12 protein-coding genes are annotated in these 12,656 nt (G+C 36.4%); 7 read left to right on the top strand and 5 right to left on the bottom strand.

What is annotated here, in order from left to right; translation table 11 throughout:
• Positions 1-123: 123 nt before the first annotated feature.
• The gene (locus tag AC13DP_RS15235) at positions 124-777 is read right to left on the bottom strand and encodes a hypothetical protein (RefSeq protein ID WP_483068064.1); all 654 of its coding nucleotides are present in this window, start codon (positions 775-777) and stop codon (positions 124-126) included.
• 566 nt (positions 778-1,343) lie between these two features.
• Here AC13DP_RS15235 and AC13DP_RS15230 point away from each other — a divergent pair.
• Positions 1,344-1,736, top strand: a complete 393-nt coding sequence (locus tag AC13DP_RS15230) for a YkvA family protein (RefSeq protein WP_483068063.1) — start codon at positions 1,344-1,346, stop codon at positions 1,734-1,736.
• A 73-nt stretch (positions 1,737-1,809) separates the two neighbouring features.
• Here AC13DP_RS15230 and AC13DP_RS15225 read toward each other — a convergent pair whose 3' ends face one another.
• The 4 genes from AC13DP_RS15225 to AC13DP_RS15210 all read right to left on the bottom strand — a co-directional run bounded on the left by AC13DP_RS15225 (position 1,810) and on the right by AC13DP_RS15210 (position 5,601).
• A complete protein-coding gene (locus tag AC13DP_RS15225; RefSeq protein ID WP_013069822.1) occupies positions 1,810-2,814 on the bottom strand; it encodes an acyl-ACP desaturase in 1,005 nt (334 codons plus the stop codon).
• A gap of 165 nt (positions 2,815-2,979) precedes the next feature.
• On the bottom strand, positions 2,980-3,711 hold the full coding sequence (locus AC13DP_RS15220) for a metallophosphoesterase (protein ID WP_483068062.1): 732 nt from the start codon (positions 3,709-3,711) through the stop codon (positions 2,980-2,982).
• 1 nt (position 3,712) lies between these two features.
• Complete coding sequence (locus AC13DP_RS15215; protein ID WP_228250846.1) at positions 3,713-4,849, bottom strand: ATP-binding protein; 1,137 nt, start codon at positions 4,847-4,849, stop codon at positions 3,713-3,715.
• Positions 4,846-5,601 (bottom strand): SDR family NAD(P)-dependent oxidoreductase, encoded by a 756-nt coding sequence (locus AC13DP_RS15210; protein WP_483068061.1) that lies wholly within the window; start codon positions 5,599-5,601, stop codon positions 4,846-4,848. Before AC13DP_RS15210 ends, AC13DP_RS15215 begins: the two co-directional genes overlap by 4 nt.
• Before the next feature lie 165 nt (positions 5,602-5,766).
• Here AC13DP_RS15210 and AC13DP_RS15205 point away from each other — a divergent pair, with 165 nt between their 5' ends.
• From AC13DP_RS15205 to AC13DP_RS15180, 6 genes are all read left to right on the top strand, one after another.
• Positions 5,767-6,573, top strand: a complete 807-nt coding sequence (locus tag AC13DP_RS15205; RefSeq protein ID WP_483068060.1) for a DUF4382 domain-containing protein — start codon at positions 5,767-5,769, stop codon at positions 6,571-6,573.
• A 410-nt stretch (positions 6,574-6,983) separates the two neighbouring features.
• Positions 6,984-7,988 carry an AAA family ATPase gene (locus tag AC13DP_RS15200; protein ID WP_013069828.1) on the top strand — a complete coding sequence of 335 codons (1,005 nt, stop codon included), beginning with the start codon at positions 6,984-6,986 and terminating at the stop codon, positions 7,986-7,988.
• Positions 7,989-8,063: 75 nt separating this feature from the next.
• A complete protein-coding gene (locus AC13DP_RS15195; RefSeq protein WP_013069829.1) occupies positions 8,064-8,930 on the top strand; it encodes a DUF58 domain-containing protein in 867 nt (288 codons plus the stop codon).
• A 10-nt stretch (positions 8,931-8,940) separates the two neighbouring features.
• A complete protein-coding gene (locus tag AC13DP_RS15190) occupies positions 8,941-10,599 on the top strand; it encodes a DUF4381 family protein (RefSeq protein ID WP_483068059.1) in 1,659 nt (552 codons plus the stop codon).
• Positions 10,599-11,603, top strand: coding sequence for a vWA domain-containing protein (locus AC13DP_RS15185; RefSeq protein ID WP_013069831.1), 1,005 nt, complete (start codon positions 10,599-10,601; stop codon positions 11,601-11,603). The genes AC13DP_RS15190 and AC13DP_RS15185 overlap by 1 nt, the downstream gene beginning before the upstream one ends.
• 8 nt (positions 11,604-11,611) lie before the next feature.
• A complete protein-coding gene (locus tag AC13DP_RS15180) occupies positions 11,612-12,655 on the top strand; it encodes a vWA domain-containing protein (RefSeq protein WP_228250849.1) in 1,044 nt (347 codons plus the stop codon).
• Position 12,656: the final 1 nt, after the last annotated feature.

The following is a 12,656-nucleotide window of genomic DNA, read 5'->3' as shown; positions in this document are numbered from 1 at the left end:
TCACCGGCAATAATAGTCCGGCGATCTTTTTTTAGTTGAAGAGCCGTGAGTTCAGCAGCACTTGCTGTTTGAAAATTAATGAGTACAAAAACCTGTTTAATATGCTTGTTTTTCTTAAGCCATTTAAAAAGGGGGGGCAGCTTGTTTAGTTGCGCCGCCGCCGTTATTTCTTAAATCTACAATCAGATTTTCTTTACGTAGGTTTTTAAGTTTTTTTTCATAAAAGGCTTCGGCTTCTTTCATCAAATTTCGGGTTCTGCTCAATGTTTTGATACCGATGTAATCAAAGTTCTTATTCACAGATTTATAATTGAAATTTTGCTCGTGATTGATTTGGAAAAAGTATCGGTTCGCTTTATTCCAAAATGTTCTCCGGATTCTCCCATCATTGATTGTGATATTGTTTTGGTAAGAAAGAACGCCGTTAGGGTAAAACTCAAATAATTCTAAATGCCCCTCTTTAGTTTTTTGAATTTTCAGCCTTATTTTTCCTTTTTCCAAACCCTCTAATGCTGATTTTAGCGTGATCCCATACCATAAACTGTCCGTTTCTTTTTTTACGAATATCTGGTCTCTTCCTGCATAGTAAATGCCAGAGATTTTATCTTTCAGTTTTGTAGTATCTATAGGTTTTTGGTAGGTAGGAATATGCTCTGCAACGGTTTCAGGAATTTTATAAATCTGATTATGGCGATCGTTAATAAACGTAATATATTTTTGCAGATAACCCGCGCAAAAAAAAGCTGCGTAAGCTGTCTTTTTTGATTTGGAGAACAATTTTATCTTTCCATTGTTGAAATTCTTGTTCCCGATCTTCTTTTTTAATCTGAACTTTATAGCTTTTTGAATGCTGGATTAGTGACGAAGCATCATCTAAAACTGTAAGGCAATCACAAGCTGAAGTTTGCCCTAAAGCGGAATAAGTTCCGAAGAAAATAAATGTAAAAATCAGTAATTTTTGGTATGTTTTTTTTGAATTGAGCTTCTTTAAGGAGGTCTGAGAAATAGTCATAATTTGCGTACTAAAAAGTATTTTTAAAATTAGCTATTATTAAGTTTTATTTTGCTTGAATAAATTGAAGTCTTGATTTTGCATGATAAAACTTGGCTTTTAGCAAATAAATCTTAAAAAGGCTTGAGAACAAATACGCTGCAATAAAGAATTTTGTGGTAAGCTCGGGAGATCTTAGTCAATTATAGTTTATAGGCATTTTGATAATTATAGCGATCTGTGTATTATTTTATGGTCCTGGGAATATATTTTAGTTTAGTCTTAAAACAATGATAACTTCAATAGTGGTCTGCCATAATTTTTTTAATTTGGAGCTTTAAAAAAATCAATAATGAGCATTTTCAGTAAAGATACCATCGAAGAAGAGCATAAAAAGAAACAGGAAGATTTTCAGGAAGAAGATGTAGAAACGGTTCTGGACGAAGAGGAAAAAATTAAGTCAAAATTTGAGAGTAAAAATGCTTTAAGACGATATTTTGACGATGCCCAGTTGTTATTTAATTTGGTAAGGGATTATGCGAGCGGGGAGTATCGTGACATTCCGTTTAATATCGTCGCTGCAGTAGGTGCGGCATTATTGTATGTGCTGTCACCAATTGATTTAATCCCAGATTTTATTCCGTTGATAGGCTATTTGGATGATGCAGCGGTAATCGCCTTCTGTTTAAGTTTGATTGAAAGAGATCTTGCCGCTTATAAAGTCTGGAAAAATTCAAAATCTTAGTATAGACCACAATGATCAAAAAATGAAAGTCCGCTATTATAGCGGACTTTTTATGTTTTGCTTTCTTCGCGAATTAAATGATTCCGTTTGGTTCTACCCATTTAAATTGATATTGATCTTGCGGGATAGCAATACGGTCTGCAATTCTTGTCATTCTATCCGGTAATTTCATAAGATAATCACGAGCTTTTTCAGCCTCATCGGTAAGAGCTCTCATCTTATCGATCTCCCAGTATTCGTTTAATTTCTTAAGAATTTCGATATAATCGTAAGTAGTATAAACACCTAGGCGCTGTGCTGCATTCGAGAAGTTCTCGAAAGCCTGTGCAATACCTTCGCCACTTTCCCTTAAAAACTGCGCCGGCATAACGATCTTCTTTTTCATCATATCGTGAAATGCCAACATCATTTCGCTAGGATCGTGCTCAAAAATTGTTTTTACGAATTCGCGATACGCCATATAGTGACGCATCTCGTCTCCTGCGATGATATTACACATTTTACCCAGCATTTTATTTCCTTTTTTCTTGGCCAATTGTCCCACTCTTTTATGAGAAATATTGGTAGCAAGTTCCTGGAAGCTGGTATACACAAAGTTTTTATAAGGATCTCTTCCGGTACCAATATCAAAACCATCATTAATTAGGTGCTGCGTGGTTTTTTCAATTTCGCGCATATTTACACGACCCGAGAGATAAAGGTATTTATTTAAAGTATCACCGTGACGGTTTTCTTCCCCCGTCCAATGTCTTACCCATTTAGACCATGGGTTTTGTTCACCATCAGCACGGCGTTGCTGGTCTACACCTTCTACATCCATAAGCCAGCTTTCGTAAGTTGGTAGGGCTTCTTCAGTAACCATGTCTGCAACCAGCACCACCCAAAAATCATAACCTAATTCTTTCGCTTCTTCACGAATTTGTTTTACGTGCTCCATTCCTTCTTCTCCCTGAAGATTCGGCAAAAGATCTGTAGGTTGCCAAATATTATCAACCGGAATTAGATATTTGTCAATAAAACCATCTACTTTACTTTCGATAGTTTTCATCACTTCAAGTCTTATGTTTTCTAGGGCCATTATTTTTGTATGTTACTGTAAATTAAGAAAATTATTTCTCTTTACAGAGTTGTTAGCAATATAAAATGCAATAACCATGCAAGTAATTTAATTACAAACACGGGGTTTGCAAATTAAAGGGAAATACATTGAATTACAAAGTTCTAAATGTTTTAGGCTAATAGTTTAATTTCTACCATCCTCATTAGGGTATAAGGTATACACGGGGTCACTTTGCCAAACTTCTTTTGTATTGATATCGATTGCAGAAATACTTCCTTTAAACGCTGCGCCGGTATCTATGTTCCAGATGCTTGCTTTGTTCACGGGTAAAGATTCACCAATTCTTGTTACCGGAGTATGACCAATAAAGATTTCATCAAAAATTTGAAGTCGTTTTGGATAAAATTCGCTGGTTTTTTCAATGTTAGGATCTAAAGAGATTGCCATTTCCCATAACGTACGATCCCAGTAAAATCCAGTGTCGTAATATTCATTTTCCGGTCCATGTAAGTTGGTAAATCCGGCATGAACAAATAATCGATTTTGGTCGTCTATATAATAATTCTGCATTGCTGAAAAAAATAGCAGGTGCTGTTGAATTTCTTTAGAAGATAATTTTGCGTAGCCATCAATACTACTTTGTCCGCCATGGATGACCCATCGATCAGTCATAGCACCACTTTTTAAATATTGATGAGTAAGATCATCATGATTACCTCTTATAAAAATGCAATCAAAATCTTTAGCTAATTCGATAAGATAAGATACCACGTTGGCAGAATCACTCCAGCCATCAACATAATCACCTAGGAAAATAATTGTGTCTTTTGTAGTAACTTTAACTTTATCGTGTAATAATTGTTTTAATGCTTTTAATCCTCCGTGTATATCGCCAATGCTTAGCGTTCTACCCATATTAACTATATTTTACTTTTCTTAAAATTCGTGTACTTTCTTTATAATAATGGTAGGCCTGGCTACTGTATTTTTTTAGGAAAGGTTTAGCCTCCTCCAGTTTTTCCATCGCTTCTCCAAAGCCGTTAAGATAACAAAGCAAATAAGTAGATGGTAGGTTTTTAACATCCTTTCGCTGATTTTTAGTAAGTGGCAATAATTTTTTTAATCGTTCTACCAGCATATTATTGCTATTGTAAATATGATAAAGTGTATTTTTATCGAATAATGGAGGTTGAAAGACCAGCTCACTTTGGATTTCGTAAGTGGCATTATCTTTAAAATGAATCGTAACCTCTTCTAATGGATAGTATTTATAGCTGTTAGGCAATCCAAGATGCACATATTCCAGAATTTTGAAGCTATTCGCATCAGAAGAAATACTTACTTCATCTAAATCTGAATAGAATAATTTTACCTGTTCATTAATTAATGCAATGTCTACACGACTAAAATAAACTTCACCTTTGGTATATTTTTTTTTACCTGCCCAGCATACCACAAAATATTCCTTAAAAACCTGGTAAGTAGGGTTTAACTTTTTGTGATGCTTTATAAAATCAAAAACACCGTTTAAAGTTAATTCTATATTATTCTGTGCATGTTTTTCGATCGAGGCGACAACCTCAGAATTCTCATCTTCAATTTTAATGTCAAAATCCTTTGGCATGCTTATGCTACCATCTCTAAGAAAAATAGAACCGCCATAATATTTCCAGATATTTTTCCTTAGTGAACATATTCTACCATTATTTGGTCGAATGGTTACCAGACCAACAACCAAATTATCGGGAAGATGCGGAAAAGGAATATTTTCGTATATCACTTTTGGCGGATTGCTTAAATATGCGTTAATAAGATTTTGGATTTTACTATCGTCAAAGAAATCGATACCCACAATGTCATTATCTTCGTCTTTAACCCCAATAACAATATAAGAGTTGTTTTTAGGATTAGAATTTGCCAGCGCACAAATGTGTTTTAGAAACTTAGCTTTTCCTTCTTTTTCGCCTATATTCAGTTGTAACTTTTTATCATAAAAGCTATTCTCGTCGTTATGCGCTAAAAGGTTTTTGATAAGAAGCCGTTTGTTAATCATAGTAATTTCCTGTCTACGATAGTGCTGGTAGCCTGTGCGGTACACATCACGATTAAATCGGCAATATTTACATGATAAGGTCTTGTAACCACAAATCTAATAATGTCTGCAATGTCTTCTGGCCGTAAAGCTTCAAAACCCTGGTAAACCTTTTCGGCTTTTTCAGAATCACCCTTAAAACGAACTTCACTAAATTCGGTTTTCACAAGCCCCGGATTGATAGCACCAACCCTAATCCCTTTACCGTTAAGGTCTATTCGCATTCCTTGATTAAGAGCATCAACGGCATGTTTGCTGGCGCAATAGACATTTCCGTTGGGGTAAACCTCTTTACCGGCGGTAGAACCAATATTAATAATATGTCCTGATTTTCTGTCGATCATTCCCGGAATTACCGCTTTGCTAACATAAAGTAAACCTTTTAGGTTTATATCTATCATAGCCTCCCAATCGTCTATAGATCCGTCTTGTATGGGATCCAGACCATGCGCATTTCCGGCATTATTAATTAGAATATCGATATTTGAGAAATCTGGAGGTAAATTTTCAATCTTTTTAAAAACTTCCTCCTTGTCACGAACATCGAAACTTAAACTTAAAACTTCAGTAATTTTGCGTAATTCTTCTTTAAGTTCGTTTAATCTTCCTTCTCTTCTTCCGCATATAATTAAATTAAATCCTTCTTCCGCAAAAATTCTAGCGGTTGCTTTTCCTATTCCACTTGTTGCGCCGGTGATTAGTGCAGTTTTCATTGTTAATGTTTTTTTAAGACTAAAGTACTAAAGTATTTGCAAGTAAAGGGCTTAGATGAATTAATAAGCATTTAAATCTTGTTAAAAAGCGTTAATGTGAATAAAGGTTGAAAATGATTTTAATTTCACGCCGTTATCTAGGCTGAATAAACCAAATCTATTTTTATGAGAAAGCAATTTTTAAATTTTAAAACTTTATTTCTATTAGTATTTACAGGACTGGCCTTAACCTCTTGTAGCGACGACGATGATTCTGCCGGAGCAGAAGGGAATGCCCGAATTTCTGTAAGAATGGTAGATGCACCAGGAGATTATGATGCTGTAAATATCGATGTGGAAGCAGTTAGAGTACAAACCGGAGTAGAAGAAGACGAAAATGAAGGTTGGGTAACTTTAGATACTGAAGCCGGAATTTATAATCTATTGGAGCTTACCGGTGGAGTTTCGCAATTATTGGCTGATGAAGAAATCGCCCCTGGGTATGCCGGGCAGATTCGTTTGGTATTAGGAAACGATAATACCATAGTTGTAAACGGAGAAGAATTCCCATTAGCAACACCAAGTGCACAGCAATCAGGTTTAAAATTAAATATTAACGAAGAGCTTGAACCTGGCGAAGAGTACCTTTATATTTTAGATTTTGATGTAGATGAATCTATTGTTACTCAGGGTAACGGAGGCTATACATTAAAACCTGTAATTCGTTTATCTGTAGAGGATGATGCCGGGAAGATCGTGGGGAAAGTTCATCCTTCAGAATTTAGAAGTTTAGTGACTGCTACAAATGCTTCAAATCGTATTTCTGCTTATACCAATGCCAGTGGAGAATTTGCATTGTACGGTGTACCAGAAGGAACTTATCAAATTAAGGTTGAGCCCGATCCAATCTCTGGCTTAGATCCTATTACTAAAGATAATGTAGAGGTGGATGATGACGGTACTACAGATGTAGAGACTTTGTTTCTGGAATAAAGAAAGAAACTTAGTTAATAATACTTATGTAAAAGGTGCTTTTTAAGCACCTTTTTTTATTTTAAGCAATAAAGATTAAATACTTTGTTCCTTCCCGGTCCGGTAGTTATTGGGGTGGAGATGTCTTGAGGTGGTTTACTAAAGCTGTTTTTAGAATATACTTTGGATACATTTTACTCAATTTATCCAGTTTGGTTAAGAACTTTGACCAGAAAATAAAAAATAAAGCGGAGTTTTTATATTTTTAAAAAATATTAATCACTGATACACAATAGAATTTAGAGCATTCCGTTAAATTTATGCTCAAAACAAATAATATAGATTATTGAATACCCGAAAGTTTAATAATATTGAATTTGCTACGACCGCAGTATGGTTGTATATTCACGTTTTAAAATCTAATTAGAATAATGACAGATAATCAATCTTCTTTAGATATCGCCAGTCTAAATGAAAAAATTGAAAGGGAGAGTGCTTTTGTAGATGTGCTAACCAAAGAGATGAATAAAGTGATCGTGGGGCAAAAGCACATGGTAGAGCGTTTACTTATAGGCTTACTGGGGCAGGGACATATCCTTTTAGAAGGTGTTCCTGGACTTGCAAAGACCCTGGCGATTAACACATTATCTCAAGCTGTTCATGGATCTTTCAGTCGTGTTCAGTTTACACCAGATTTACTTCCTGCGGATGTTGTAGGTACGCTTATTTATAATATGAAGATTAATGACTTCAGTATAAAAAAGGGGCCTATTTTCGCCAATTTCGTGCTTGCAGATGAGATTAATCGTGCACCGGCAAAAGTACAATCGGCTTTACTGGAAGCAATGCAGGAAAAGCAGGTGACTATTGGTGACGAAACCTTTAAATTAGATAAGCCGTTTTTAGTAATGGCAACGCAAAACCCGGTAGAACAGGAAGGAACTTATCCCTTACCTGAAGCACAGGTAGACCGTTTTATGCTAAAAACCGTCATTAAATATCCGCAATTAGAGGAAGAGCAATTAATTATTCGAGCGAACCTAAAAGGAAGTTTTGAGAAGGTAAATCAGGTGGTAAGTATCGAGCAGATATTAAGAGCACAGCAAACGGTACGTGAGGTATATATGGACGAGAAGATCGAGAAATATATTCTGGATATTATTTTTGCTACCCGTACGCCAGAGAAATACCGTTTAGAAGATCTAAAACCATTAATTAGCTTTGGTGCTTCCCCCCGTGGTAGTATTAACCTGGCAACTGCGGCAAAATGTTACGCATTTATAAAACGTAGGGGATACGTTATTCCTGAAGATGTTAGAGCCGTTGTTTATGATGTTTTACGACATAGAATAGGAATTACCTACGAAGCCGAAGCTGAAAATATAACTTCTGAAGATATTATTGGTAAGATCGTGAACGAGATCGAAGTGCCGTAGGTATACACAATTATCAATTGGCAATTATCAAAAACACTTTGGTAATTGATTATTGTTATTTGTTTATTGAAAAATATGGATACCAAAGAGTTACTTAAGAAAGTTCGTAAGATCGAAATAAAAACCCGTCGCCTTAGTGATCATATCTTTGGCGGTGAATATCATTCTACCTTTAAAGGAAGAGGGATGACTTTTAGCGAAGTGCGACAATATCAATTTGGTGATGATGTTCGTAATATCGACTGGAATGTTACGGCACGTTATAATGAGCCTTTCGTTAAAGTTTTTGAAGAAGAGCGGGAGCTTACCATGATGTTGGTGGTCGATGTTTCAGGATCTGAATTTTTCGGGACGCAAAGTCAGTTTAAAAAAGAAGTGATTACCGAAATTGCGGCAACTTTAGCATTTTCTGCAACCCAGAATAACGACAAGATTGGTTTGTTGATGTTTTCAGACCAAATAGAAAATTATATACCTCCCAAAAAAGGAAAATCTCACGTCTTAAGGATTATAAGGGAATTATTAGAATTTCAGCCAAAAAGTAAGAAGACCGATATTGGTTTAGGCCTGAAATATCTATCGAATGTGATGAAGAAGAAAGCCATCGTTTTTGTGCTATCCGATTTTATGGGGGATGATTATCAGCAAACGCTTAAGATTACCGGAAATCGTCACGATGTTACAGGTATTAGGGTATACGACCAGCGAGAAAAGGAAATTCCTAATATTGGTTTGGTACAAATGTTGGATGAAGAGACCAACGAATATATCACTGTGAATACCGGGAGCAAGGCAGTAAGGCGCAGCTATACCGAGTATTATTTGGGGCGGGTAGGATATTTCGAAGAAAGCTTTGCCCTAAGTGGAGCAGGAGTAATTAATACCAGGGTAGATGAAAGTTATGTGAAAAAACTTTTAGGGTATTTTAAAAGGAGAGGCTAAGCGTATAAAGATGAAAAAAAATAAATTGTTAGATTTTATTTATAAAAAACATTCTTTTAAAAAGCAGTTTCAGGCCATATTAATTATTGCCGTTGCTTTTTTTGCTTTACCTGCAATGGCGCAGGAAGCTCAGGTTTCAGCAAGTATTGATACGGCTCAGATTAAAATTGGGGAGCAGATTTTATACCAAATCAATGTGGAAACCGATTCTACAAACCTGGTGGTTTTTCCCGAAGGGAATACTTTCTCCCCTTTAGAAGTGGTGGAATCCTTGGGCGCCGATACGACCAGGGTACAAAATAAATTTCAGCTTCTTAAAGAATACAGCCTTACACAATTCGACTCAGGTTCTTATACCATTCCGCAGCAAAGAATTATCATAAATAATAAACCATTTTTAACTGATTCAATGCGTGTTGAGGTGGCAGATGTTGCTGTAGATACTACGCAGCAGCAAATGTATCCTATAAAGCCTTCGGTAGAAGTTCCAAAAAGTTTTAGTATCCCAGTTTGGGTTTGGTGGCTATTATTAATTCTGGTGATATTGGGCGTTTTAGTATTCTTTTTTATAAAACGCAGAAGAGAAAAAGCGCTGGAAAATAAATTACCACCATACGAGCAGGCGATGAAAGACCTGGATGAGCTAGATAAAAGTACGCTTATAGAAAATAGAGAGGTTAAAGAGTATTATTCGAGATTAACCTATGCCGTTAGACGTTATTTAGATGAAAAGGTATATGATCGTGCGATGGAGAGTACTTCGACCGAGTTAATAGATTTTCTGGAAGCGCAACAAAAATCAGGTGTACTTCATTTACATGGAAAAACACTGCAGAATTTAAAACAGATTCTACAAAGAGCCGATTTGGCGAAATTTGCAGGATCCCGACCTGATGTAATTACAGCAAAAGAGGATCGTAACAAAACGCGGATGATTATTAACGATGTTAAATCGTCGATGCCAGAGCCAAGTGAAGAAGAGCTTATGCAGGACGAAGAATATCGCCAGAATAAACTGTCGAAAAAGCGTAAGAAACGATTGATTTTTGGTATTTCTGGCGGTGTTTTGGTGATATTTATTGCTTTGGCTGTTTTGATTAGCTCCAAAGGACTGGATTATGTGATCGATACCTACTGGGGGCATCCTACCAAAGAATTACTGGAAGGGGAGTGGATTAGAAGCGAATATGGCACGCCGCCCGTAGTCATAACTACTCCAGAGGTCTTGGTGAGAAAGGAAATGGAATTAAGCAAAGATGCTACCCAAACTTATGCCGATGCACAAATGTTTGCTTTTGGTAGTTTGGTGAGTAATTTTTATACCAGTTTAAGTACCCGCATCTTCACCAAAAAAGACCAGTTTGATCTTAAAACGGGAGTAGACGGTGTTTATAAGGAATTAGAAAATCAGGGAGCCCAAAATATTGTAATGAAACAGGAAGAATTTACCACGGTAAATGGGGCCAAGGGTGTAAAAGTATTTGGTACCCTGGAAATAAAGAATCCTGTGAACGACGAAATTAAACCTAAAAAATATAGTATTTTGAATTTTGCTGAAAATGGTGGCTTCCAGCAAATCACTGTAATTTACGATGAAGACGACAGTTATGCTGACGAAATCTCTGGAAGGATCATTAATTCAGTAGAACTTATAAAATTGAATAATTAATGTTTGCGAATTTCACTTTCGAAAATCCTGAGTTTTTCTGGTTGTTTATTTTACTTCCGGTGGCGATCGCATGGTATTTCTGGAAAAGAAATCTGCAAACACCGGCATTAAGGATGTCAAGTATTCAGGGGTTTAAAGCTAAATCCAGTATTTTGGCAAAATTAAGACCCGTTCTTTTCATTTTAAGGATATTGGCGCTGGCTTTATTAATCGTTGCTTTGGCAAGGCCAAGAACAGTAGATGTTTCTACCCGAACCAACAGTACCCAGGGGATCGATATTGTTATGGCAATAGATGTTTCGGCCAGTATGCTGGCAAGAGACTTACAGCCAAACCGATTAGAAGCTACAAAAGCGGTAGGGGAAGAATTTATAAAAGGCCGGCCTTCAGATCGTATAGGATTAGTGCTTTATTCCGGAGAAAGTTTTACCAAAACACCAATTACCAGTGATAAATCGGTTGTGTTACGCGCATTGGAAGATGTTGAGTTTAATAATATTTTAGAAAGTGGTACAGCAATAGGTTCAGGTTTGGCTACTTCGGTGAATCGATTAAAAGATAGTAAAGCCGAAAGTAAAGTGATTATTTTACTTACCGATGGGGTAAATAATTCAGGTTTTATCGATCCAAAAGTAGCTAGTGAATTAGCAAAGGAGTTTGGTATTAAAGTGTATACGATTGGGGTTGGTACAAATGGTATGGCGTTAACTCCCGTAGGTATTGCAGCTAATGGTCGTTTTCAATTTGGTAATCGCCAGGTAGAGATCGATGAAGATCTATTAAAGCAAATTGCTGATGAAACGGGAGGAAAGTACTTTAGAGCTACCAATAACGAGAAGTTGGAGGATATCTATGATGAAATCGATCAATTAGAAAAAACAGAAATCGAAGAATTTAAGTATACCAATTACGACGAGAAATTTCGCCCTTTTGCATTACTTGCCGGCGCACTATTACTATTCGAATTGTTGTTGAGGTATACCCTATTTAGAAGTTTTATATAAGGCTTGCGATGTTAGTATTTGAAGAAGAAATATATTTTTGGCTGTTTCTGGTTATCCCGGTGATACTGGTACTTTTTATTTTCCTGTTAATCTGGAAAAGAAAAGCCCGTAAAAGCTTTGCCAGTGATGAGCTTTTACAAAAACTGGCGCCCAATAAATCGAATTTTAAGCCTATACTTAAATTGATTTTAGTTTGTTTGGCGCTGGCCTGTTTGGTCGTTGCTCTGGTAAACCCTAAAATGGGAACCACTATGGAAACGGTTAAACGCGAAGGAGTAGATATTGTTTTTGCGATCGATGTTTCTAAAAGTATGGACGCCGAAGATATCGCTCCCAGCCGTCTGGAAAAGTCGAAGCAAATTGTAAGGCAAATTTTAGGAGGTTTAGGCAGTGATCGTGTAGGGATTATAGCCTATGCAGGAAGTGCATTTCCGCAGTTACCTATTACTACAGATTATGCAGCTGCAAAAATGTTCCTCCAGGCCTTAAATACCGATATGATAAGTTCTCAGGGAACTGCTATTGGTGATGCAATCGATCTGGCTACAACCTATTATGATGACGATAACCAAACAAATCGAGTACTCTTCATTATCAGTGATGGTGAAGATCATGAAGGTAATGTAGAATCTATTGCTGATGAAGCTGCCGAGAAAGGGATTAGAATTTATACCATTGGCGTGGGAACCGAAAAAGGAGGCCCAATTCCTATTAAAAGAAATGGGGTGGTTCAGAATTATAAAAAAGATCAAAACGGGGAAACCGTCATTACAAAACTTGATCCTAATACTCTGCAGCAAATCGCATCTGAAGCGAATGGAGAATATATCGAAGGGAATGTAACTGCCAAGGTTGCAGAAACGGTACAGGATTTGTTAAAGAACATAGAGAAAACAGAATTTGAAGCGAAACAATTTGCCGATTATCAATCGCATTTTCAGTGGTTTTTAGGGCTTTGCTTTATATTTCTGTTTTTAGACGTATTTCTCTTGGAGAGAAGTACGGCGTGGATTAAAAAGCTTAATTTGTTTAATGAAACAAAAAAGGATTAAT

The organism is Zunongwangia sp. L-65, assembly GCF_056859415.1.
The sequence above is the reverse complement of the archived record's forward strand: the minus strand, read 5'-3'. Positions and strand labels throughout refer to the sequence as shown.